Source organism: Pseudoxanthomonas sp. OG2 (assembly GCF_014192765.1).
Taxonomy (GTDB): Bacteria; Pseudomonadota; Gammaproteobacteria; order Xanthomonadales; family Xanthomonadaceae; genus Pseudoxanthomonas_A; species Pseudoxanthomonas_A beigongshangi.
In genome coordinates, this window is sequence record NZ_JACHYM010000001.1 from 901,695 (window position 1) to 922,825 (window position 21,131).

Annotated in this window: 26 protein-coding genes and 1 pseudogene; 18 read left to right on the forward strand and 9 right to left on the reverse strand. The window is 67.9% G+C overall.

What is annotated here, in order from left to right; all coding sequences use genetic code 11:
• Positions 1-101 precede the first annotated feature (101 nt).
• A complete protein-coding gene (locus tag FHW78_RS04210; protein WP_183638113.1) occupies positions 102-818 on the reverse strand; it encodes an EF-hand domain-containing protein in 717 nt (238 codons plus the stop codon).
• A 16-nt stretch (positions 819-834) separates the two neighbouring features.
• On the reverse strand, positions 835-966 hold the full coding sequence (locus FHW78_RS19895) for a hypothetical protein (RefSeq protein ID WP_255431451.1): 132 nt from the start codon (positions 964-966) through the stop codon (positions 835-837).
• A 43-nt stretch (positions 967-1,009) separates the two neighbouring features.
• Here FHW78_RS19895 and FHW78_RS04215 point away from each other — a divergent pair, with 43 nt between their 5' ends.
• The 3 genes and pseudogenes from FHW78_RS04215 to FHW78_RS04225 all read left to right on the forward strand — a co-directional run.
• Entirely contained in the window at positions 1,010-1,552 is a 543-nt protein-coding gene (locus FHW78_RS04215) for a phosphatase PAP2 family protein (RefSeq protein ID WP_183638116.1), read from the forward strand.
• Positions 1,552-2,289, forward strand: a complete 738-nt coding sequence (locus FHW78_RS04220) for an arginyltransferase (RefSeq protein ID WP_183638119.1) — start codon at positions 1,552-1,554, stop codon at positions 2,287-2,289. The genes FHW78_RS04215 and FHW78_RS04220 overlap by 1 nt, the downstream gene beginning before the upstream one ends.
• Before the next feature lie 147 nt (positions 2,290-2,436).
• Positions 2,437-3,549, forward strand: a pseudogene (locus FHW78_RS04225) (endonuclease/exonuclease/phosphatase family protein); the annotation flags it as partial.
• A gap of 202 nt (positions 3,550-3,751) precedes the next feature.
• Here the strand turns inward: FHW78_RS04225 and FHW78_RS04230 are convergent.
• Entirely contained in the window at positions 3,752-4,045 is a 294-nt protein-coding gene (locus FHW78_RS04230; RefSeq protein WP_141456134.1) for a hypothetical protein, read from the reverse strand.
• 10 nt (positions 4,046-4,055) lie between these two features.
• Entirely contained in the window at positions 4,056-5,240 is a 1,185-nt protein-coding gene (purT, locus tag FHW78_RS04235; protein ID WP_183638126.1) for a formate-dependent phosphoribosylglycinamide formyltransferase, read from the reverse strand.
• Between the two features lie 130 nt (positions 5,241-5,370).
• On the opposite strand from purT, the gene FHW78_RS04240 reads away from it, so the two are divergent.
• From FHW78_RS04240 to FHW78_RS04280, 9 genes are all read left to right on the forward strand, one after another.
• Positions 5,371-6,255, forward strand: a complete 885-nt coding sequence (locus tag FHW78_RS04240) for an SPFH domain-containing protein (RefSeq protein WP_183638129.1) — start codon at positions 5,371-5,373, stop codon at positions 6,253-6,255.
• Positions 6,256-6,276: 21 nt separating this feature from the next.
• On the forward strand, positions 6,277-6,465 hold the full coding sequence (locus FHW78_RS04245) for an Arc family DNA binding domain-containing protein (protein ID WP_183638132.1): 189 nt from the start codon (positions 6,277-6,279) through the stop codon (positions 6,463-6,465).
• Between the two features lie 57 nt (positions 6,466-6,522).
• A complete protein-coding gene (locus FHW78_RS04250) occupies positions 6,523-6,702 on the forward strand; it encodes a DUF4177 domain-containing protein (RefSeq protein ID WP_183638134.1) in 180 nt (59 codons plus the stop codon).
• A 1-nt stretch (position 6,703) separates the two neighbouring features.
• Positions 6,704-8,008 (forward strand): alpha/beta fold hydrolase, encoded by a 1,305-nt coding sequence (locus tag FHW78_RS04255; RefSeq protein WP_183638137.1) that lies wholly within the window; start codon positions 6,704-6,706, stop codon positions 8,006-8,008.
• A gap of 2 nt (positions 8,009-8,010) precedes the next feature.
• On the forward strand, positions 8,011-8,550 hold the full coding sequence (locus FHW78_RS04260; RefSeq protein ID WP_183638140.1) for a PH domain-containing protein: 540 nt from the start codon (positions 8,011-8,013) through the stop codon (positions 8,548-8,550).
• Positions 8,551-8,560: 10 nt separating this feature from the next.
• A complete protein-coding gene (locus FHW78_RS04265) occupies positions 8,561-9,391 on the forward strand; it encodes a M15 family metallopeptidase (RefSeq protein WP_183638143.1) in 831 nt (276 codons plus the stop codon).
• Positions 9,381-10,811 (forward strand): FAD-binding oxidoreductase, encoded by a 1,431-nt coding sequence (locus FHW78_RS04270; RefSeq protein ID WP_255443138.1) that lies wholly within the window; start codon positions 9,381-9,383, stop codon positions 10,809-10,811. The genes FHW78_RS04265 and FHW78_RS04270 overlap by 11 nt, the downstream gene beginning before the upstream one ends.
• A 51-nt stretch (positions 10,812-10,862) precedes the next feature.
• The gene (locus FHW78_RS04275; protein ID WP_183638146.1) at positions 10,863-11,582 is read left to right on the forward strand and encodes a DUF4328 domain-containing protein; all 720 of its coding nucleotides are present in this window, start codon (positions 10,863-10,865) and stop codon (positions 11,580-11,582) included.
• 104 nt (positions 11,583-11,686) lie between these two features.
• Positions 11,687-12,226: a cytochrome b/b6 domain-containing protein gene (locus FHW78_RS04280; protein ID WP_183638149.1), complete on the forward strand. Its 540-nt coding sequence runs from the start codon at positions 11,687-11,689 to the stop codon at positions 12,224-12,226.
• Between the two features lie 331 nt (positions 12,227-12,557).
• Here the strand turns inward: FHW78_RS04280 and FHW78_RS04285 are convergent, their stop codons facing one another.
• The 5 genes from FHW78_RS04285 to FHW78_RS04305 form a co-directional block, all read right to left on the reverse strand.
• A complete protein-coding gene (locus FHW78_RS04285) occupies positions 12,558-13,232 on the reverse strand; it encodes a DNA-3-methyladenine glycosylase (protein WP_183638152.1) in 675 nt (224 codons plus the stop codon).
• Positions 13,233-13,236: 4 nt separating this feature from the next.
• Positions 13,237-13,605, reverse strand: coding sequence for a DUF423 domain-containing protein (locus FHW78_RS04290; protein ID WP_183638155.1), 369 nt, complete (start codon positions 13,603-13,605; stop codon positions 13,237-13,239).
• Between the two features lie 145 nt (positions 13,606-13,750).
• A complete protein-coding gene (locus tag FHW78_RS04295) occupies positions 13,751-14,929 on the reverse strand; it encodes a polyketide cyclase (protein WP_183638158.1) in 1,179 nt (392 codons plus the stop codon).
• Between the two features lie 243 nt (positions 14,930-15,172).
• A complete protein-coding gene (locus tag FHW78_RS04300; protein WP_183638160.1) occupies positions 15,173-15,814 on the reverse strand; it encodes a response regulator transcription factor in 642 nt (213 codons plus the stop codon).
• Complete coding sequence (locus FHW78_RS04305) at positions 15,811-17,052, reverse strand: sensor histidine kinase (protein WP_183638162.1); 1,242 nt, start codon at positions 17,050-17,052, stop codon at positions 15,811-15,813. Before FHW78_RS04305 ends, FHW78_RS04300 begins: the two co-directional genes overlap by 4 nt.
• Positions 17,053-17,257: 205 nt before the next feature.
• Here FHW78_RS04305 and FHW78_RS04310 point away from each other — a divergent pair, with 205 nt between their 5' ends.
• The 6 genes from FHW78_RS04310 to FHW78_RS04335 all read left to right on the forward strand — a co-directional run bounded on the left by FHW78_RS04310 (position 17,258) and on the right by FHW78_RS04335 (position 21,131).
• Positions 17,258-17,854, forward strand: a complete 597-nt coding sequence (locus FHW78_RS04310) for a GNAT family N-acetyltransferase (protein WP_183638165.1) — start codon at positions 17,258-17,260, stop codon at positions 17,852-17,854.
• A gap of 2 nt (positions 17,855-17,856) precedes the next feature.
• Complete coding sequence (minC, locus tag FHW78_RS04315; RefSeq protein WP_183638167.1) at positions 17,857-18,636, forward strand: septum site-determining protein MinC; 780 nt, start codon at positions 17,857-17,859, stop codon at positions 18,634-18,636.
• A 42-nt stretch (positions 18,637-18,678) separates the two neighbouring features.
• The gene (gene minD, locus FHW78_RS04320) at positions 18,679-19,488 is read left to right on the forward strand and encodes a septum site-determining protein MinD (RefSeq protein ID WP_183638169.1); all 810 of its coding nucleotides are present in this window, start codon (positions 18,679-18,681) and stop codon (positions 19,486-19,488) included.
• A gap of 3 nt (positions 19,489-19,491) precedes the next feature.
• Positions 19,492-19,746: a cell division topological specificity factor MinE gene (gene minE, locus FHW78_RS04325; protein ID WP_141456118.1), complete on the forward strand. Its 255-nt coding sequence runs from the start codon at positions 19,492-19,494 to the stop codon at positions 19,744-19,746.
• Positions 19,747-19,827: 81 nt separating this feature from the next.
• Entirely contained in the window at positions 19,828-20,622 is a 795-nt protein-coding gene (locus FHW78_RS04330) for a tetratricopeptide repeat protein (protein WP_183638171.1), read from the forward strand.
• Entirely contained in the window at positions 20,619-21,131 is a 513-nt protein-coding gene (locus FHW78_RS04335) for a hypothetical protein (RefSeq protein ID WP_183638173.1), read from the forward strand. Before FHW78_RS04330 ends, FHW78_RS04335 begins: the two co-directional genes overlap by 4 nt.

The following is a 21,131-nucleotide window of genomic DNA, read 5'->3' on the forward strand; positions in this document are numbered from 1 at the left end:
TCGCTCCTACAAATAATCCAGCAACTGCCAGGGAGCGGTCGCGAATGCGACACCGGCCGCGCGTGGCGGCCGGTGTGCGATGGAACGGTGGACTGCGCGGCTCAGCGCGGCGAACGCGGCTTCAGTTCGTCCTGGCTGAGGAAGCCGTCCTTGTTCGCGTCGAGCTGTTCGAAGCGCTCGGCCAGGCGCGACTTGCCCTTGGCTTCGTCACGGCTGATGCGGCCGTCCTTGTTGGCGTCGGCGGCGGCGAAGCGCTCGGCGCCACGCGCCTGCATGCGCTGCTGGAACTGCGCGCGCCGGTTGGCGTCGGCGGCGTCGATCTCGGCGCGGGTCAGCTTGCCGTCCTTGTCGGTGTCGGCGCCGACGAACCATTCGTCACGGCGCTGCTTGCCGCGCAGTTCGCGATCCTTGGCGTCGACATAGCCGTCGCCATTCACATCCATCCTGGCGAAATGCTCGGCGAAGCGCGGCTGCTTGCCGGCCTCGGCCTTGCTGATGCGGCCGTCGCCGTCGGTGTCCAGTTGCTTCATCATGCCGCCTTGACCACGACGGTGGCCGCCGCCGTCCATGCCGTGTCGGCGATGCGGGCGTTCCTCGGCACTGAGCTTGCCGTCCTTGTTCTTGTCGAGCGTGTCGAAACGCTCGGCCAGGCGCGGATGCGCGGCGGCTTCAGCGCGATCCACGACGCCGTCGCCGTTCTTGTCCAGGGCCGGGCGCGAGGCGCCTGCGGCCGGCGCGGACTGGGTGGCGGCGAAGGCGGTGCCGGCGGCGAGCGCGGTCAGCACGGCCACCAGGAGCAGGGTCTTGTTGCGGGTCATGTTCGGGTTCTCCTGATCACGCGGCGCGGTTGCGCCACTGACCGGGAAAACGCCCGGCGGCCGCCACGGTTGACGCGGCGACGAACGGATTCAGCTTCCAGCCGGTCGCATGCGCCGCGACGACGGCCGCGCAGTATGCTGGCCGCATGGTCCACGCCTTCGCCCGCGCCGTTTCCATTCTCGGACACCCGATGCTGGTGCTGCCGGTGGCGGCGCTGTTGCTGGCCACGCGCACCCTGGGCGTGCGCGAGGCGGCGTGGATGGCGTTGGGCTTCGCCGGGTTCGCCGCACTGGTGATGGGCTGGTCGGGATGGCAGGTGCGGCGTGGCCGCTGGCAGCACGTGGACGCGAGCCGGCACGAGGAACGCCGGACCTTGAACCGCTTCCTGCTGGTCGCGCTGGCGCTGGCGGCGGTGCTGGGCTGGGTCGCCGGCCAGCCGGTGCAGCTGGCGCTGGGACTGATCCTGGCGGCGGCGCTGATCGCGGTGGCGATGCTGGGCGCGCGGTGGTGCAAGCTGTCGCTGCACATGGCCTTCGTCATCTATGCGGCGATCCTGCTGTCGCAGCTCCATCCGGGCTGGGGCATCGCCGGGTTGGCGTTCGCCGCATTGGTGGCGTGGTCGCGGCTGAAACTGCGCCGGCACGTGCCGCGCGATCTGGTCGCCGGCGCGTTGGCCGGCGCGACGGCGGGCGGCCTGTTCGTCTGGCTCGCGCCGAAACTGGCGGGGGCGTGATGGGCAACAATCCTCCGCAGCCGGCCGAAGACCTGCGCCTGTTCCATACCGGCGAACATCCCTGCGGCTACTGGCCGGATCGCAACGCGCGCGATCTGGTGCTGGATCCGCGCGATCCGCGCCTGCCGATGTTCTATCCGAACGCGCTGGCATGGGGTTTCCGCCGCTCCGGCGACATCGTCTACCGACCGCATTGCCTGGGCTGCCAGGCATGCGTGGCGGTGCGGATTCCGGTGGAACGGTTCCAGCCGGATCGCAGCCAGCGCCGCTGCGCGCGGCAGAATCCGGACGTGGACGTGCGGGTGATGGTGGCCGAGCGCAGCGAGGAGCACGTCGCGCTGTACCAGCGCTACCTGACCGCACGGCATCCGCTGGGCGGCATGGACGATCACGGCGCGGTCGAGTTCGAGCAGTTCCTGATCGGCAGCTGGGCCAACAGCCGCTTCCTGGAACTGCGCGAACACGGACGGCTGCTGGCGGTGGCGGTCACCGACGTGCTGCCGGAAGCGCTGTCGGCGGTCTACACCTTCTACGATCCGGATCTGGCCGCGCGCGGGCTGGGCACGCTGGCGATCCTGCGCCAGATCGCCTGGGCGCGCCGCGAGGGCCTGCCGCACCTGTACCTGGGCTACTGGATCCACGGGCATCGCAAGATGGACTACAAGCGCCGCTTCCAGCCGCTGGAAGCCTACGACGGCCGCGGATGGCGGGACTTCCAGCCGCCGCCGGATCCGTAACCGCGCTGTCATCGGCGGCGCTGGCGCCCATGTCAGAATGGCGGCATGCGAACCTTACTCCTGCCCGCCTGCCTGCTTTCCCTGCTCACTGCCTGCGTGAACGTCAACGTGCACGGTGATCCCGCCGCCGCCCTCGCCGACAGCCCCGCGCGCCTGCGCGTGGCCACCTACAACACCTCGCTGTATTCGGATGAAGCCGGCGGCGTGATCCGCGAGCTGGAAGGCGACAGCGCGCATGCGCGCAAGATCGCCGCGGTGCTGCAGAAGGTGCGGCCGGATCTGGTGCTGCTCAACGAGTTCGATTACGACGAGGCACATCGGGCGGCGGATCTGTTCCAGCAGCGTTATCTGGAAGTGGCCCAGCCCGGCGGCGGCGAAGCGCTGCGCTATCCCTACCGCTATCTGGCGCCGGTCAACACCGGCGTGCCCAGCGGGCTGGATCTGGACAACAACGGCGAAGCCGGCGGCGAAGGCCGCGCGCGCGGCAACGATGCCTGGGGCTACGGCCTGCACCCGGGCCAGTACGGCATGCTGGTGCTGTCGAAGCATCCCATCGATGCCGCGCAGGTGCGTACCTTCCAGTTGCTGCGCTGGAGCGCCCTGCCCGGCGCGGCGCGTCCGATCGATCCGGCCACCGGCAAATCCTGGTATCGCGACGAGGTGTGGTCCAAGCTGCGGCTGTCGTCGAAGTCGCACTGGGACGTGCCGGTGCGTATGCCCTCCGGCGTGGTGCATTTCCTGGTCTCGCATCCGACCCCGCCGGTGTTCGACGGTCCGGAGGATCGCAATGGTGCGCGCAACCACGACGAGCTGCGCCTGTGGCACGAATACATCAGCGCGGGCGACAAGCCCTGGCTGTGCGACGACGCGGGCGTCTGCGGCGGGCTGGCGCAGGAGGCGCGCTTCATCATCGCCGGTGATCTCAACAACGATCCGGTCGATGGCGACGGCCGCCACGAGGCGATCCTGGAATTGCTGGAACATCCGCGGGTGATGCGCCACGCCACCCCGCAGAGCCGCGGTGGCGCCGAGACCGCCGAAGCCTATGCCGCCAAGGGCATCGCCCGTCGCGGCGCGCCCGGCCACGTCACCGGCGATTTCGGTCCGAAGGCCGGCGCGATGCGGCTGGACTACGTCCTGCCCTCGACCGGCTTCGCCTACGAGGGCGGCGGCGTGTTCTGGCCCGCGAAAGCGGAAGCCGACGCCGCCATCGCCGACGGCAGCGACCATCATCTGGTGTGGGCGGATCTTCTGCCCTGAGGGCTGTTCTTTTACCCGTAGGAGCGACGTAAGTCGCGACCGCAATCCGACCGACTGAGATAAAGCGCAACACATGGGGATGGTTGCTCGCGCGTCCCCGACATTCCCGGCCCATCTGTTTTCCCGTCGCGACTCACGTCGCTCCTACAAGGGGGTTTTCCTGTGGGAGCGACGTGAGTCGCGAATACGGGATGTGGGGCGCCTACGACCCCACCACCGTCGTGCGCGGGCTGAAGCCGATGGCGCCGTCGCTGCGTGCGGAGACGATCATCTTGACCATGCTGCCGGGGATCATCACTTCGATCTGCACGGTCTTGCCGTCCGGCGCGAGGCCTTCCAGGGTCATTTCGATCAGTGCGCCGGCGGTGTCGATCTCCCGGCACAGGATGTGCGGTTCGCCACCTTCCACCTGTACCAGATAGGGCTTGATCGCCTCGCCCAGCGCTTCCAGCGCCTGCGGGAAGAAGAACACCGCGTAGCCTTCATTTCCGTTCATGGTCCGATCCTTACTTGAGTTCGATGCCGAGGGCTTCGGCAGCGTCGCGCGCGATGGCGCGGGCGGTGTCGATGTCGGCGGCGCGCGCCAGGGTCACGCCGACCCGGCGATGGCCCTCCACGCGCGGCTTGCCGAACAGGCGCAGCGCGGTGTCCGGCGCCACCAATGCCTTGTCCACATTCGAGAACACCGGCACGCCATGGCCGTGCGCCAGCACCGCGCACGAGGCCGACGGGCCCTGCTGGCGGATGACCGGAATCGGCAGGCCAAGGATGGCGCGCGCGTGCAGCGCGAATTCGCTCAGTTCCTGCGAGACCAGGGTAACCAGGCCGGTGTCGTGCGGACGCGGCGAGACTTCGCTGAACCACACCTCGTCGCCCTTCACGAACAGCTCGACCCCGAACACGCCCCAGCCGCCCAGGTTGTCGGTGACCGCGCGCGCCACCGCCTGCGCGTTTTCCAGCGCGCGCGGCGACATCGGCTGCGGCTGCCAGCTCTCGCGGTAGTCGCCGTCGCGTTGCAAATGACCGATGGGTTCGCAGAACGAGGTGCCGCCGGCGTGGCGCACGGTCAGCAGGGTGATTTCGTAGTCGAAGTCGATGAATCCCTCGACGATGCAGCGGCCGGCGCCGGCACGGCCGCCGGTCTGCGCGTATTCCCAGGCCGGCGCGATGTCGGCGGCTTCGCGCACCGTGCTCTGGCCCTTGCCGGAGGAGGACATCACCGGCTTGACCACGCACGGCAGGCCGATGGCGGCGATGGCCTCGCGATACTCCGCCTCGGTGTCGACGAAGCGGTACGGCGAGGTCGGCAGGCCGAGGGTTTCGGCGGCCAGCCGACGAATGCCTTCGCGATCCATGGTCAGGCGGGCGGCGCGTGCGGTCGGGATGACCCGGGCCGCGCCCTCGGCTTCCAGCGCCACCAGGGTGTCGGTGTGGATGGCCTCGATCTCCGGGACGATCACGTGCGGGCGTTCCCGCGCGACCAGCGCGCGGACCGCGGCCGGATCCAGCATGTCCAGCACGTGGGAGCGGTGCGCGACCTGCATGGCCGGCGCGTCGGCGTAGCGGTCGGCGGCGATGACTTCCACGCCCAGCCGCTGCAGCTCCAGCGCCACCTCCTTGCCCAGTTCGCCCGACCCCAGCAGCAGGACCCGGGTGGCGTGGGGGCTAAGCGGGGTGCCGAGGTCGACCATGGGACGGAATTCCGATGCGGGGAGGGAGCGGCATTCTACCGGCCAGGCTCCCCGCCCTTCCCGGCCGACGGACGGCACTTGCCAAGTGATATCATTTTGATATCTTTCCAGCCAACAAGGAGAGACCACCATGAAAGAGAACCCCATCCGCTCGCTGCCCGGCATCCCCTTCCTGCTCGCCCTGCTGGCCGTGACCGCCCTGGCCGTCTGGCTGTTCGTCACCGGCATCGGCCCCGATCCGAAGTATTCCGGCGTCGTCTCCGGCATGCGGATCGCCGCCGGCGTCATCCTGGGCGTGCTGGCTTTCTTCAGCCTGATCGGCCTGTACACCGTGCAGCCCAACCAGGCCGCGGTGGTCAGCCTGTTCGGCAAGTACGTCGGCACCGTCAAGGACAACGGCCTGCGCTGGAACAACCCCTTCTACTCCAAGAAGAAGGTCAGCCTGCGCGTGCGCAACTTCGAAAGCGGCAAGCTCAAGGTCAACGAGCTGGACGGCAGCCCGATCGAGATCGCCGCCGTCATCGTGTGGCAGGTGGTCGATGCCTCCGAGGCCGTCTACAACGTGGACGACTACGAGAGCTTCGTGCACATCCAGTCCGAATCCGCGCTGCGGGCGATGGCCACCAGCTATCCCTACGACCAGCACGAGGAAGGCCAGCTGGCCCTGCGCAGCCACGCCACCGAGATTTCCCAGCACCTGAAGAACGAACTGGCCGAGCGCCTGGCCGATGCCGGCGTGCAGGTCATCGACGCGCGCATCAGCCACCTGGCCTATGCGCCGGAAATCGCCCAGGCGATGCTGCAACGCCAGCAGGCCAACGCGGTGATCGCTGCGCGCACCCGCATCGTCGCCGGCGCGGTCGGCATGGTCGAGATGGCGCTGGCCGAACTGCAGAAGAACGGCGTGGTGCAGCTGGACGAGGAGCGCAAGGCGCAGATGGTCAGCAACCTGCTGGTGGTGCTGTGCGGCGATCGCAGCACCCAGCCGATCGTCAACACCGGCTCGCTGTACTGAGCCGGGCGGAAGGCAGGCGTCGTGGCCGAGAAGAAAGCCTATCCCCTGCGCATCAGCGCCGACGTGCTGAACGCGGCGCAGCGCTGGGCGGATGACGAGTTGCGTTCGCTCAACGCGCAGATCGAATACGTGCTGCGCGATGCGCTGCGCAAGGCCGGGCGCCTGCCCAAACCGTCGCCCTCGCCAGACGCCGACAGCGACGACGAGTAATCGCGCCACGACAGGCGCAAGCTCGCGGTCCACCGCGACCCGGACAAGGAGAAGGACATGAGCAAGCGTTGGACCTACCAGGTCATCGAAGTGAAGCCCGGCCTGATGGGCGGCCTCAAGCGCGAGGATCTGCAGAACGAACTCAATCGCCTGGGCGCGCAAGGCTGGGAACTGGTCAATACCATCGTGCCCGCCCCGATGGCCGCGGTGCAGATGGTGTTCAAGAAGGAGGCTTGAGATGCGCGTTGCGTTATGGATTGTGCTGGCGCTGGGCGCGCTGTTCACCCCGCCCGCTTTCGCCGCCGACACCGCCGATGCGATTGCCGAACGCCTGCTGGATCGCCTGCAGGCCGGCGACTACGCCGCCGCCGAGGCGATGTTCTCGCCGGAGATGGCCGCCGCCGTGCCGCAGGACAAGCTGAAGGCCGTGTGGGAATCGCTGCCGGCGCAGATGGGCGCGTTGCGCACGCGCGGCGAGCCCAGGGTCGCGGCGCATGAGGGCATGCAGGTCGCACTTACCCGGCTGGAGTTCGCCAATGGCGCGATCAACGCGCAAGTCGCGGTGAATGCACAAGGCAAGGTCGCCGGCTTCCTGCTGCAACCGGCACCGCCGGAAGCCGCCACGCCGGTCCCCGCCGACGCGGCATACCAGGAGCGCGAACTCACCGTGGGCACCGGTGGACAGGCGCTGGCCGCCACCCTGGCGATGCCCAAGGGTGCGGGTCCCTTCCCCGCCGTGGTGCTGGTGCACGGTTCCGGTCCGCAGGATCGCAACGAAACCATCGGCCCCAACCGCCCGTTCCTGGATATCGCCCGCGGCTTGGCCGCGCAGGGCATCGCGGTGCTGCGTTACGAGAAGCGCAGCAAGGCGCGTCCGCAGGATTTCACCGGCGGCAAGTCGTTCACCGTCGATGACGAAGTCACCGACGATGCGGTCGCCGCGATCGCCACCCTGCGCGCCCAGCCCGGCATCGACGGCAAGCGCGTATTCGTGCTCGGCCACAGCCAGGGCGGCATGCTTGCGCCGCGCATCGCGCAACGCTCCGGCCAGGTGGCCGGTCTGATCCTGTTCGCCGCGCCCGCGCGTTCGCTGCTGACGATCCTGCCGGAACAGAACCGCTACCTGCTGGCCAAGCGGGGGCCGACGACGCCGGAAGCGCAAGCGTTCCTGGACAAGCTGGATGCGCAGATCGCCAACGTGCGCGGCAACGCGCCCGACGATTCCACCGACACGCCGCTGGGCCTGCCGGCCCGTTACTGGCGCTCGCTGGAGGCCATCGACCCGGTCGCCGAGGCCAAGGCGCTCGACCTGCCGCTGCTGCTGTTGCAGGGCGGCCGCGACTTCCAGGTCGTCGATGCGGACTGGCAGCGCTGGCGCAGCGGACTGGCCAATGATCGCCAAGCGACCTTCCGGCACTACCCGGCCCTGAATCACCTGGGCATCGCCGGCGAAGGCGCCGGCACGCTGTCCGAGTACCAGCGACCCGGCCAGGTCGATCCGCAACTCATCGCCGACACCGCCCGCTGGATCAAGGAACACTGAGCATGACCCGCGATTTCACCGTTGCCCCGCTCGACCGCTGGACCCTACTCGGCCTGTGGCTGCCGATGACCAGCGCCATGGCGATTGCGGCGGGCGCCGTGCTGTGGAACACCAGCGAAACCGTGCCGCGCGGCCTGCTGTTCACCCTGCCCTTCATGCTGCTGGTCGGCGCGGTCCTGCACGTACTGCTGCGCCGCCGCCGCATCCAGCTGGAACATGATCAGTTGCGGATCACCGCGACCATGTTCCGCAAGCAAGTCCCGGTCAGCGCCATCGATCTGGACAAGGCCCGCATCGTCAATCTCGACGAGCACACCGAACTCAAGCCCGCCTTGAAGACGAATGGTTTCAGCCTGCCCGCGTTCACCGCCGGGAACTACCGCCTGCGCAACAAGGCCAAGGCGTTCTGCCTGATCAGCGACCGCGCGCGGGTGCTGGTGCTGCCGCTGCGGGACGGTCCGCTGGTGCTGCTGAGTCCCGAGAAACCGCGGGAATTGCTGGACGGACTGCGCGAAGTGGCGGCCTCCGCGCCGCGCCGCTAAGCTGCCGGGCATGCACACGCCCCCGGTTCCGCTCAAGACCCGCCTGCTCAACACGCCCGACGTGGAACTGTGGCCCGGCGGCCTGCTGCGCGCGCGCGGCAACGCCGATGCGCGCATCCTCGCCCGCGCCCGGCGGGTGCTGCGACGCAAGCGCGACGGCCGCTACCTGGCCGCGGAACTGCCCGAGGGACTGATGCCGTTGATACCGGGCCTGCCTCGCGAGCCCGGCATCGAGGCGGCGCTGGATCGGCTGGACCACGACGGCGGCGGACGCGGCCCCTGGCGGGGCGAAGCCGGCGAACTGCCGCTGGACGCACTGCGCGACCATCTCCATGCGCTGGGCCTGGACGACAGCTACGGCGAACGCACGGGCCTGCCGCTGGTGGCCGAGCCGGACACGCTGGCCTTCGCCGGTTTCGATCGCTACCGCCGTGCGCTGTGGCTGATCCACGCCGCCGCGCGCGCCTGGCTGGGCCTGCGCGACGCCGCCGCGCGCGAGGGCGTGGTGCTGGAGGCCATTTCCGGCTACCGCAGCCACGACTACCAGCTCGGCATTTTCGAACGCAAGCTCGCGCGCGGACAGACGGTGGAGGAGATCCTCTCGGTCAACGCCGCGCCCGGCTACAGCGAGCATCACAGCGGCCGTGCGCTGGACATCGGCGCGCCGGACGAGCCTCCCGCCGAGGAGAGCTTCGAGCACACCGCCGCATTCGCATGGCTGGTGGCGAACGCCGGCGCATTCGGCTTCTCGCTCAGTTACCCGCGCGACAACCCGCACGGCATCGTCTACGAGCCGTGGCATTGGTGCTTCGCCGCTGATGTCGCGGCCGATGCGGACTGAAGCCGAACGCCAGCGCCGAAGGCTGTTGCAGGCCATGGCATTCGGCGGCGCGGCCGCCGCCGCCGGCTGCCGTCGCGACGACGCGGAGGCCGGTGCGGTCAGCGATGTCACCGACATCGACCACATTCCGGTCGCTGGCCAGCTCCGCCCCACCACCACCGCGGTCCTGCAGCAGGCGCTGCGCCGGACCCGCGGGCCGATCTCGATTGGCGGCGCACGCTACAGCATGGGCGGGCAGATCGCCGCCGACGGTTCCACCCACGTCGACATGCGCGGCATGAAGCGCCTGCTCCACCTGGATGTCCAGGCACGCACCGCGCGCGTGCAGGCCGGCATGTGCTGGCGGGATCTGCAGGATCATCTGGATCCGCACGATCTGGCGGTGCGGATCATGCAGAGCTACAGCAATTTCTCGATTGGCGGCTCGCTGTCGGTGAACTGCCATGGCCGCTACGTTGGCGCCGGTCCACTCGCGCACTCGGTGCGCGCGCTGCAACTGGTGACCGCCGACGGCGGGGTACACGAACTGGATCGGCAGCGCTCTCCGGAACTGTTTTCCGCCGTGCTGGGCGGTTATGGCGGCCTGGGCGTGGTCACCGAGGTGGAACTGGATCTGGACGAGAACTTCCCGATCCGGCGAGACGCGCAGCGGGTGGCGCTGGACGAGTATCCGGAGTTCTTCCGCGAACACGTCCACGCGCGACCCGGCATCCTGCTGCACAACGCCGATCTGATGCCGCCGGATTTCGACCGCCCCCTCGCGATCAGCTGGACCCGCACCGATCAGCCGCTTACCCTCGCCGAACGGCTGGTGCCGCGCCATCTCGACTACGGGCGTGAGCAGAACCTGATCTGGACCGCGTCCGAACTGCCGGGCGGCGGGGCGTTGCGGGAGAAGTTCCAGACCGATCGGATCCTGCGCGAGCCCGTGGTGGTCATGCGCAACCACGAGGCCAGCCTGGACGCCGCTTCACTGGAACCACGCACGCGAATGGTGTCCACCTACCTGCTGCAGGAGTACTTCATCCCGGTGCGGTCATTCGCGATCTTCGCCCGCAAGATGGCGGAGATCCTGCGCCGGCACGAGGTCAACGCGCTCAACGTCTCGATCCGGCATTCGCCGGCCGATACGGTATCGCTGCTGAAATGGGCGCCGCAGGAGGTGTTTTCCTTCGTGCTGTACCACAAGCAGCGCGCCTGGTCCGGCGCCGACCGGCAGGCCGGCACCTGGACCCGGCAACTGGTCGACACCGCGCTGGCGCTGGGCGGACGCTACTACCTGCCCTATCGGCTGCATGCCACGCCGCAGCAGTTCCACCGCGCCTATCCGGAAGCCGCCGCCTTCGCCGCGCTCAAGCGCCAGGTCGATCCGCAACGCCGTTTCCGCAACCGCCTGTGGGACAAGTACCTGCCCGCTTGAACGGCACTCTCCTTCCGGCGTAACGTAGCGGGCATCATTCGGGGGAATGGCATGGAAAATCCGTATCAGTCGTCGGCCACCAGCGCCGGCGCGGTGGCACCGCTGCGCTCGTCCGCATACTTCAAGAATCCCAGGCTGCTGACCGTTACGACCCGGATTTTTCTGTGCCTGGGCGTACTGGTGTCCCTCGGTGCGGGTGCGCTCGCGCTCACCGAGCTTTCGCTCATGGAGGAATACTCGCCGACGGACGGCCTGGACGATGTCTACGACGATCTGATCATTCCCACCCTGCTGCTGGGATTGACCCAGTTCGCCACCGGTATCGGCACCATCGTGGTCATCGCGATGTGGGTCTACCGCATGGCCTGGAATGCATGCTACTTTGCCGGCGCGCGCAATATGGACTACACCCCGGGCTGGGCGGTGGGCTGGTATTTCATTCCTTTCGCCAATCTCTGGAAGCCCTACCAGGCCATGAAGGAAATCTGGCGCGCGAGCGACGAGCCGGCCCGCATGAACCAGATCCCGGTTCCGTTCTGGCTGCCGCTTTGGTGGTGCCTCTGGCTGGTCACCAATATCCTCTCCAATGTCTCCACGCGGCTCACGTTCCGTGCCGACGATATTTCCGAGGGCATGTTGGCCAACCAGGCGTCGCTGCTGGCCGAGGCAGTCAACATCCCGCTGTGCCTGGTGTTTCTCCTCATCGTCAACCGGCTGTCGCGGATGCAATGGCATCAACAATCGCTGCGCCAGGTACAGGCCGTCGCCTGAACGAGGCAGCATGCCTGGCCCTTCGCCGGGGACTTGAGCGAGATCAATGAGGCATCGGACCCGGGTGGGGATACTCACGGCGTTCTCCCGACGTGGCCGCCCCGATGTTCTCCACGCACGCCCGCTATCGTCCATCGCTGGTCGCGCTGCACTGGCTGACCTTGCTGTTGCTGAGCGGCGTCTACGCCACCATCGAGTTGCGCGGCCTGTTCCCGCGCAGCAGTGATGCGCGCGAGCTGATCAAGACCGCGCATTTCTTCCTGGGTATCAGCGTATTCGGCCTGACCCTGCTGCGCCTGCTTGTGCGGGTGTCGTCACCGACACCGCCGATCGCGCCGGTGCCGCCGACCTGGCAGAGACTGGCGGCCGGCACGATGGCGCTGGCGCTGTATGGGCTGATGCTGGTCACGCCGGTGCTCGGCTACCTGCTGCTCAATGCGGAAGGTACTTCGCCCACGTTGGGCGGCTGGGCATTGCCGTCGCTGATGGCCGCACAGGAAACCCTGGGTGACGGGCTGAAGGAATGGCACGAAACCATCGCCGTCGCCGGCTACTGGCTGATCGGGCTGCACGCGCTGGCGGCGCTCTATCACCATCATGTCCGGCACGACGACACCCTGCTGCGCATGACGTTCCGACGCTGACGCGCAACGCGGAGCCTGTTCCGCCGCGGCGCCCAGGGACCGGACGCCGGGGGTTCGGCGGAGCAGGCTCCGCCTTGCGCACCGCCGCGTAGAGCGGAGCTTGCTCCGCTTTCAAGTACACCGGATCTTCCAAAAGCAGCGGAGCGAGCTCCGCTCTACATTGCCCATTGCGTAGAGCGGAGCTTGCTCCGCTTCCAAGGTACGCCGGATCTTCCAAAAGCAGCGGAGCGAGCTCCGCTCTACATTGCCCCATTGCGTAGAGCGGAGCTTGCTCCGCTTCCACGGTACGCCGGACCTCCCAAAGCAGCGGAGCGAGCTCCGCTCTACCAGGTCAATCCTGGGAGCGCTTGGTGGGCGTTTTGGCCTCGGTGCCGAAGTCGGCGATGCGCCACAGGTACTGGGCGGCATAGGTGCGGTACGGGCCCCAGCGTTCGCCGCGGGCCACCAGTTCCTTCGGGGTCGGCGCGGTTTCAAGCTTGTCGACGAACTGCGCGCCCTTGCGTACGCCCAGATCGTCCACCGGCAGCACGTCGGGGCGACCGAGCCGGAACATCAGCATCATTTCCACCGTCCAGCGGCCGATGCCGCGGATCGGCACCAGCGCCTCGACGATGGCGTCTTCGCTCATGGTCGACATCCGTCGCAGGTCGGGAATCTCGCCGCGTGCCTCGCGCGCGGCCAGGTCGCGCAGGGCCAGGGTCTTGTTGCCGGACACGCCGCAGGCGCGCAGCGCGATGTCGTCGATCCGGCCAAGTGTGTCGAAATGCAGCCGGTTGCTGCCGATCGCGGTTTCCACCCGTCCGACGATCGTTGCCGCCGCCTTGCCGCTGAGTTGCTGGTACAGGATGGCGCGGGCCAGCGCATCGACCGGATCGAACGGCTTGCGCCAGGTCGGTTGCGGTTCGATGTAGCCGATCCGCTTCATCCAGGTGCCCAGCTTGCGGTCGCGCCGGCTCAGGTGATCGAAGGCCGCCTCGGTATCGAATCCGCGCGAATAGCGGGGCATGGACTTACCTGCGCACCGCGTCGATGGCCCACAGCAGCCAGCCCGCCATCAGCGCCATGCCGCCGGCCGGCGCCAGCTGGGTGGACAGGCCGGCGAACACCGCCGCGATCAGGCTGCCGGAAAACAGCAGCGTGCCGGCCAGCAACAGGAACAGGCCGGCCTTGCCCAGCCAGCGGGTCGTTCCCGGCGCCAGCGCGGCCAGGGCGATGCCATGACCGAACGCGAACAGCGCAGCGGTTTCCAGCCGCGACTGGGCCACCGCTTCGCTGATCGCATGGGCGGCGTAGGCCGACAGGCCGACCGAGGCGCCGGCCAGCAGGCCGCCGCACAGGGCGAACACGGAGGGTTTGCGTTGGCGTCGGTCGTAATGCATCAGCGTGGCGTCCTGCGGGTGCCGGCAGCCGTCCTTCCGCGCGGGAAAAACGGCCGCACAAAAAAACAACGCGCCGCAATGAGCGGCGCGTTGTCGGGTTCACGCATGGGACCTTGCACGAACAAGGCAGGAATCCCGAAGCGGATTACTTGATGGCCCAGTAGATGTCGAACTGGCCGTCGGCCTCGAACGACTTGTCCACGCCGCTCTTCCAGGACTCGTACGGACGGTCGACCACTTCGTAACCGTTGGTGACAGCCCAGGCGCGCAGCGCGCTGCGGTTGGCGTCCAACTCGGCCATGAAGCCGGTGTAGTTGGCGAACGCGGAGCGGTGGGCCTTGGTGACCACGTGCTCGACCGGGGCGCCGGACGGGATGGTGACCTTCAGGTCACCGGTCGAGGCGACCGGAGTGGAGGTGGCCGGCACCGGAACCGGGATCGGGTTGCCGTCCTTGTCCTTGGCGTCGGCGCTCGGGGCCTTCGGACCGGTGCCCGCCTTGCGGACCGGCAGGGCGACGTCGAACGCGTACTTCTCCGCGCCGAAATCGGTGGTGATGATGCGGACCGGGCCGGCGGCTTCCAGGCCATTGGCGTCCATCACCCGCTTGATCCACTCCTGGTTGGACTTGATCGAAGCCTTGATGGCGTCATTGTTGCGGTCGATGTTGCCGGCGTTGACGACCAGCAGGTCCTCGGCGGGCAGCTCGACGATCTTCAGGCCCGTCAGCTTGCTGCCTTCGGTGCGGTAGTCGAAGTTCGGCACGGTGGCCAGCATGTTGGTCAGCTTTGACAGACCGGCCTTGACCGCGTCGCCGACGTGGCGGCTGACGTACATGCCGGCGTAGCGGCCGATCAGGTTCCAGCCGTAACTGACTTCATAGGTCTGGGTGATCTTGACGTTGCGGTTGTTCTTGCCGGTCGGCTCCAGGTTGAACGCGGTGACCTTGTCCGTACCCAGCTTCTGATCGGTGATCGCGTAGACGATCTTGCCGGTGCCGCCGTTCGGCGCCGGGCGCTCGCTGGCGGTGATTTCCCAGCTGCCCTTGCCCCACTGGCCCTTGGAATCGTAGTCGACGCGGGCACCGACGCCGGCGTGGCCTTCGTCGCCACCGGAATAGGAAAGTTCGTTGGCAGCGTGCGGCAGCAGCGGGTTCCAATCCTTCAGACGGCGCACGTTGTTCAGCGTGTCGAACACGATGGTCATGCGGCGGTTGGTCTCGGCGCTTTCCTCAAGCTGACGCTTGGAAGGCAACACCAGGCCGATCACCAAAAACAGCGCCAGGACCAGCGCCAATGCAATCAGGAACTCGATCAAACGGGTCATTCAGGGAGTCTCCGGGGGCCGGTGCCTCGGCCATTGAAAATGTGCACCGCGCATCCTATCAGGCTTGGCGGGTTCCGCGCAGCCCATTCCGGCGATGGATCGCGCCCTTGTTCCGAACGCCCGGAAACACGCGCCCTTCACGCCCTTTTCGGGACAGCAACGGCCCCGTCGGCGGCGCCGGGATGCCGGCGCCTCATATAGGCAGACCAATCGCGACCGGACCGCCGCCGGTCGCCGCCCCGCTCAGACCAGTTGCAGCTCGAACGCCTTCAGGACCGCGCGGGTGCGGTCGCGCACGCCGAGCTTGGAGAGGATGTTGGAGACATGGTTCTTGATGGTGCCCTCGGCCACGCCCAGCGAATTGGCGATCTCCTTGTTGGAGAAGCCGCTGGCCATCAGCCGCAGGATTTCGGTCTCGCGATCGGTCAGCGGGTCCGGGCGATCCAGGCTGACGAAATCGTTGCGCATATGCTCCAGCCCGGACAGCAGTCGCTGGGTCACCGCCGGCTGCACCAGGGATCCGCCATCGGCCACGGTCCGGATGGCACCCACCAGTTGTTCCAGCGACACGTCCTTGAGCAGGTAGCCCTTGGCGCCGGCCTTCAGCCCGGCCAGCACCAACTGGTCGTCGTCGAAGGTGGTCAGGATGATCGCCGGCGGCAGTTGGCCGGCGCGGGCCAGCGCCTGCAGGGCCTCCAGGCCGGACATCACCGGCATGCGCATGTCCATCAGGACCACGTCCGGCTTGATTTGGGGAATCAGCTCCACCGCCTGCTTGCCGTCCGCGGCTTCGGCGACGACCTCGATGCCGTCGTCCAGCGCCAGCAGCGAGCGGATGCCCTGGCGCACCAGGGTTTGGTCATCGACCAGGCAAACACGGATCACAGGCTACCTCCAGGGGCTGTCTCGGACAGCGGTTCGGTTTCGGGTTCGGCGCGCAGCGGGAGCACGCCGGTGCTCTCGGCCGCGGGGAGCCGGATGTGCAGGCAAAAGCCCTTGCCGGGCTGGGTTTCGATGTCCAGGGCGCCGCCGTACTGGGCCAGGCGCTCGGCCATGCCGCGCAGGCCGTTGCCGGAGATCACGGCGTCGGCGCCGGCACCGTCGTCGCGGGCGTCGATGAGAATGCTCCCGGCCTCACGCCGGCAATGCACCCACAGATTGCGGGCGCCGGCGTGGCGGACCGCGTTGGTGATGATTTCCTGGGTGCAGCGCAGCAAAACGTGCGCGCGCTGGGGGTCGTCCAGGGTCAGCGGTTCCTCGATGTCCATGTGGATGGCCAGCGCCGGCACCTTCTCGGCCAGCGGCAGCAGGGCCGCACCCAAATCGATGGCGCCGCTGTCGCGGAGCTGGCTGACCGCCTCGCGCACGTCGGTCAGCAGCAGCCGGGCCAGGGTATGGGCCTGGCGCACGTGTTCCTGGGCCCGGCCCTCGGTGATGTGCCCGGCCACTTCCAGGTTCAGGCTGAGCGCGGTCAGGTGATGGCCCAGCAGGTCGTGCAGTTCGCGGGAGATGCGGGTGCGCTCGTTGACCCGCGCGCTCTCGGCCAGCAGTACCCGGGTGGCGCGCAGTTCCGCGTTCAGCCGGCGCTGCTCCTCGCGCGCCTCGGCCTGCTGGCGGGCCACGTAGGCGGTGATCAGCACGAATGCCGCGAAGCCCACGTAGAAGGCCGACTGGAACAGGGCTTCCCAGAAGTTGAAGTCCTCCAGGGCCATGAACGACCACACCAGCGGCGCGTGCCCCAGCAGCAGCCAGGCGATGGCCACCCGCAGGTTGAGCAGCCAGGGCAGCACTCCGGCCACGATCACCATCAGCATGGCGCTCAGGCCGGTCCGGCTGTAGACGCCCACCGCCACGGCGGCCAGGGTCAGCACCAGCGCCAGCGGGATGTTCCAGGCCTGGGACACCCGCGCCCCGCGCGCTCCCAGCGAACGGGTGGCGAACCAGTAGCAGATGCCGAAGGTGAAATAGGCCAGCGCGGTCAGCGGAATGTCCACGCCCTTGCCGTCCGCGCCGCTCGACGGCGGCAGGAACCACACGTTCAGGACGATCGGAATACCGACCAGGGCCCAGGTATACAGGCCGGTGGCGCGTAGCAGGCGGGTGTGGCTGAGTCGTCCCAACATGGGCGCAGTTTAGGCGCAATCCCCGGCCCCGGCCGTCCATCGAAAGTCATGCGACAGGCCGCCGGTCCGTCCCGGCCGGTTCACGGACCGCTTACCCGGAAGCTGCCACCCTCCCGCCACAAATGCGATAATCCGCCGTCGGCCGCCGCGCTGCGGCCGCCCGAACGAAAGCCTTTTGCAAGACCTCCCGCCCCGGAGCCGAGTAATGTCGATTGTCATCCGCGACGTGCGCGAGCACGAGCTGGATTCCGTTCTAGCCCTCAACAACAATGCCGGACTGGCGATCCTGCCGCTGGATTCGGCCAAGCTCCACCGCTTCTACGCGCAGGCCGAATACTTCCGCGTCGCCGAACGTGACGGCAACCTGGCCGGCTTCCTGGTGGGCTTCGGTTCCGATGCCGACCATGACAGCAGCAACTTCGCCTGGTTCCGCGAACGCTATCCGCAGTTCTTCTACATCGATCGCATCGTGGTCGCCAGCCGCCGTCGCGGCGGTGGCGTCGGCCGCGCGTTCTACGCGGACGTGCAGAGCTATGCCGAACTGCGCTACCCGCAGCTGGCCTGCGAGGTGTTCCTCGATCACGGCGCCGATCCGGCGCTGCTGTTCCATGGCAGCTTCGGTTTCCGCGAGGTCGGCCAGAACACGATGGCCGACGTCGACGTGCGCGCCAGCATGCTGATGAAGGAACTGTGCAGCTACCCGTGGGTGCAGGAAACCTACGGCGACGCCCTGCCCGATCTGCCCTGGGCCCGTACCCGCGCGCTGGCCGCCTCGCGCACCGAACGGCCCACCGGGACATGAGCGTGACCTCAGCGAACCTTGACTACGAACAGGCCGGCGAACTGAAGATCGGCCAGGTCGGCATCGCCAACCTGCGGGTCCGGACCCTGGATGTCGAGCAGCTCGTGCGCGAGATGCGCGAACGGGTCGAACGCGCGCCCAAGCTGTTCGGCCGCGCCGCCGTCATCGTCGATTTCGGTGGCCTGATCCGCACCCCGGACGTGGACACCGCGCGCGCGCTGATCGACGGCCTGCGCGGCGCCGGCGTCATTCCGGTGGCGCTGGCCTACGGCACCCGCGAAATCGAGCAACTGGCCGAACAGCTCGGCCTGCCGCTGCTGGCCAAGTTCCGCGCCCAGTACGAACGGGTCGACGCGGCGCCACCCGCGCCCGCCCGCCCGGCGCCCGCGCCGGAGCCGGCTCCCGCACCCGCCAAGCCCACCGCCGCGGCCAAGGCGGCCGCCAACGCCGGCAAGCCGGGCCTGATGCAGAAGACCCCGGTGCGCTCGGGCCAGCAGCTGTACGCGGAAAACCGCGACCTGACCGTGCTCAGCACCGTCGGCGCCGGCGCCGAAGTCATCGCCGACGGCTCCATCCACATCTACGGTGCCCTGCGCGGCCGCGCCCTCGCCGGCGCCCAGGGCAACACCGATGCACGGATTTTCTGCCGCGAATTCCACGCCGAACTGGTCGCCATCGCCGGCCACTACAAGGTGATGGAGGAAGTACCCCAGGAACTGCGCGGCAAGTCCGTGCAGATCTGGCTGGACCAGGACCAACTCAAGATCGCCGCCCAGGACTGACGCGGCCCTACCTCACTAGAAGAACGACCAAGGAGAACACCATTGGCTGAAATCATCGTAGTCACGTCCGGCAAGGGCGGCGTCGGCAAGACCACCACCAGCGCCAGCATCGCCTGCGGCCTTGCCCGTCGCGGCAAGAAGGTCGCGGTCATCGACTTCGACGTCGGCCTGCGCAACCTGGACCTGATCATGGGCTGCGAACGCCGCGTGGTGTACGACTTCGTCAATGTCACCCAGGGCGAGGCCACGCTGAAGCAGGCGCTGATCAAGGACAAGCGTTTCGAGACGCTGTACATCCTGGCCGCCTCGCAGACCCGCGACAAGGACGCGCTGACCAAGGAAGGCGTGGAGAAGGTGCTCAAGGATCTGGGCGACGACGGTTTCGACTACGTGGTCTGCGATTCGCCGGCCGGCATCGAGAAGGGCGCGTTCCTGGCGATGTATTTCGCCGACCAGGCCATCGTGGTGGTGAACCCGGAAGTGTCCTCCGTGCGCGACTCCGACCGCATCCTCGGCCTGCTGGATTCCAAGACCCGCCGCGCCGAGAACGGCGAGCCGCTGAAGGCCAACCTGCTGCTGACCCGCTACAGCCCCGGCCGCGTCGAAAGCGGCGAGATGCTGAGCATCAAGGACGTGGAGGAGGTGCTGGGCCTGAAAACCCTGGGCGTGGTTCCCGAATCCGGCGATGTGCTCAACGCCTCCAACAAGGGCGAGCCGGTGATCCTGGATCTGGAGTCGCCGGCCGGCCAAGCTTACGACGACACGGTCGCCCGTCTGCTGGGCGAGGAGCGTCCGTTGCGTTTCACCACCCTGGAGAAGAAGGGCTTCTTCAGCAAGCTGTTCGGAGGTTAAGGCATGGGTCTGTTCGATTTCCTGCGTACCAAGAAGAACACCGCCGAAACCGCCAAGAACCGCCTGCAGATCATCATCGCGCAGGAACGTTCCTCGCGTGGCGGTCCCGACTACCTGCCGCTGCTGCGCCGCGAGCTGCTGGAAGTCATCAAGAAGTACGTCAACGTGGATGCCGAGGCGGTCAAGGTCGATCTGATCAAGGACGGCGAACACGACGTGCTCGACATCTCGGTCGCCCTGCCGGAAGGCCAGGGCTGACCGGAAGGTCCGTCCCGAGCCGGTCCGCACCGGGCCGGCTCATGCCATAGTCGGCAAACCTACACCCGCCGGGATTCCGACATGGATGCCACATCGTTTCGCCGTTGCCGGTATGCCCTGGTCATGGTCAGCGCGTTGTCGGCGGGGACCGCGATGGCACAAACCCCGGCTGCGTCCCCCGCGCCGCCAGCGGATTCCCCGACGGCGGATGCCCCGGCCGAAACCAAGGCCGATCCTTGGCAGGCGCAACAGGACCGACTCATCGTCATCGGCGACGAGTTGCTGAAGAAGCGCCAGCCCGAGGCTGCCATCCGGGAAGCTTTCGATCCCGTCATCCAGGCGCATGAAGCCCGCTACGCCGGCGACGGCACGATCTACTTCTGTTCCCGCGACCCAGCGGAGGCGCTGCTGTACCTGCTGGGCGTGGCTGCCGATCATACCGAGGGCAAGGGGGGCGGCGATGCCAAGGTACTGAGGCCGACCTGGGCCTATGGCTACTACGGCAAAGCGTACGCGCTGATCGAACTCAACCGCTTCGACGAGGCCGCCGCGGCGCTGGACAGGGCGCTGGAGCTCTCGCCGGCCAACCCGCAGTTCCTGACCGAACGCGGCTACCTGTACCGTGCCAGCCGCGAGTGGGACAAGATGCTGGCCAGCAACCAGGCAGCACTGGAACATGTCGCGCTTGCTCCCGAATCGCTGCGGGACACCGAACGCGCGCGCGCGCTGCGCGGCGCCGGCTATGCGCTGATCGAACTGGACCGGCTGGACGAAGCCGAACGCCATTTCCGCGATTCGCTGAAAATAGAACCCAAGAACCAGGTCGCCCTGGGCGAGCTGGACTACATCAAGCAACTGCGCAAGAAAAAACCATGAACGCACCCGCCCCACCCTCCGCCGAACCCGAAGTCCTGCGCGTGCGCGATCGCGTGTTCGCGGATCTGGCGGATCTGCTCGCCCGCTACGATCTTCGCCTGCATCAGGTTGCCGACGGCGAGAAGATTCCCGGCAGTTTCTGGGGCGAGCCGGAGGCCGGCGTGATTGCCGACAACGTCTACGTCCGCGGCGACACCCCGCTGCATTCGATGCTGCACGAGGCCTGCCACCTGATCGTGCTGCCCCCGGAACGGCGCGCGGCGGTGCATACCGACGCCACCGATTCGGACATCGAGGAAGACGCCACCTGCTACCTGCAGATCCTGCTGGCCGACGGCATTCCCGGCGTCGGCCGCGAACGCCTGATGGCCGACATGGATGCCTGGGGCTATTCGTTCCGGCTGGGCACCACCCGCGACTGGTTCGAGGGCGACGCCGAGGACGCGCGCCAGTGGCTGGGCGAACGCGAGCTGCTGGCACCGCGCTTCGGCCAGCGGCACGCGGCCTGA

What these genes read in the sequence shown, in the direction of transcription:
- FHW78_RS04210 (WP_183638113.1), bottom strand. Translation starts at nt 818, where the DNA reads ATGACCCGCAACAAGACCCTGCTCCTGGTGGCCGTGCTGACCGCGCTC.
- FHW78_RS19895 (WP_255431451.1), bottom strand. Translation starts at nt 966, where the DNA reads ATGCGGCCAGCATACTGCGCGGCCGTCGTCGCGGCGCATGCGACCGGC.
- FHW78_RS04215 (WP_183638116.1), top strand. Translation starts at nt 1,010, where the DNA reads ATGCTGGTGCTGCCGGTGGCGGCGCTGTTGCTGGCCACGCGCACCCTG.
- FHW78_RS04220 (WP_183638119.1), top strand. Translation starts at nt 1,552, where the DNA reads ATGGGCAACAATCCTCCGCAGCCGGCCGAAGACCTGCGCCTGTTCCAT.
- FHW78_RS04230 (WP_141456134.1), bottom strand. Translation starts at nt 4,045, where the DNA reads ATGAACGGAAATGAAGGCTACGCGGTGTTCTTCTTCCCGCAGGCGCTG.
- purT (WP_183638126.1), bottom strand. Translation starts at nt 5,240, where the DNA reads ATGGTCGACCTCGGCACCCCGCTTAGCCCCCACGCCACCCGGGTCCTG.
- FHW78_RS04240 (WP_183638129.1), top strand. Translation starts at nt 5,371, where the DNA reads ATGAAAGAGAACCCCATCCGCTCGCTGCCCGGCATCCCCTTCCTGCTC.
- FHW78_RS04250 (WP_183638134.1), top strand. Translation starts at nt 6,523, where the DNA reads ATGAGCAAGCGTTGGACCTACCAGGTCATCGAAGTGAAGCCCGGCCTG.
- FHW78_RS04255 (WP_183638137.1), top strand. Translation starts at nt 6,704, where the DNA reads ATGCGCGTTGCGTTATGGATTGTGCTGGCGCTGGGCGCGCTGTTCACC.
- FHW78_RS04260 (WP_183638140.1), top strand. Translation starts at nt 8,011, where the DNA reads ATGACCCGCGATTTCACCGTTGCCCCGCTCGACCGCTGGACCCTACTC.
- FHW78_RS04265 (WP_183638143.1), top strand. Translation starts at nt 8,561, where the DNA reads ATGCACACGCCCCCGGTTCCGCTCAAGACCCGCCTGCTCAACACGCCC.
- FHW78_RS04270 (WP_255443138.1), top strand. Translation starts at nt 9,381, where the DNA reads ATGCGGACTGAAGCCGAACGCCAGCGCCGAAGGCTGTTGCAGGCCATG.
- FHW78_RS04275 (WP_183638146.1), top strand. Translation starts at nt 10,863, where the DNA reads ATGGAAAATCCGTATCAGTCGTCGGCCACCAGCGCCGGCGCGGTGGCA.
- FHW78_RS04280 (WP_183638149.1), top strand. Translation starts at nt 11,687, where the DNA reads ATGTTCTCCACGCACGCCCGCTATCGTCCATCGCTGGTCGCGCTGCAC.
- FHW78_RS04285 (WP_183638152.1), bottom strand. Translation starts at nt 13,232, where the DNA reads ATGCCCCGCTATTCGCGCGGATTCGATACCGAGGCGGCCTTCGATCAC.
- FHW78_RS04290 (WP_183638155.1), bottom strand. Translation starts at nt 13,605, where the DNA reads ATGCATTACGACCGACGCCAACGCAAACCCTCCGTGTTCGCCCTGTGC.
- FHW78_RS04295 (WP_183638158.1), bottom strand. Translation starts at nt 14,929, where the DNA reads ATGACCCGTTTGATCGAGTTCCTGATTGCATTGGCGCTGGTCCTGGCG.
- FHW78_RS04305 (WP_183638162.1), bottom strand. Translation starts at nt 17,052, where the DNA reads ATGTTGGGACGACTCAGCCACACCCGCCTGCTACGCGCCACCGGCCTG.
- FHW78_RS04310 (WP_183638165.1), top strand. Translation starts at nt 17,258, where the DNA reads ATGTCGATTGTCATCCGCGACGTGCGCGAGCACGAGCTGGATTCCGTT.
- minE (WP_141456118.1), top strand. Translation starts at nt 19,492, where the DNA reads ATGGGTCTGTTCGATTTCCTGCGTACCAAGAAGAACACCGCCGAAACC.
- FHW78_RS04330 (WP_183638171.1), top strand. Translation starts at nt 19,828, where the DNA reads ATGGATGCCACATCGTTTCGCCGTTGCCGGTATGCCCTGGTCATGGTC.
- FHW78_RS04335 (WP_183638173.1), top strand. Translation starts at nt 20,619, where the DNA reads ATGAACGCACCCGCCCCACCCTCCGCCGAACCCGAAGTCCTGCGCGTG.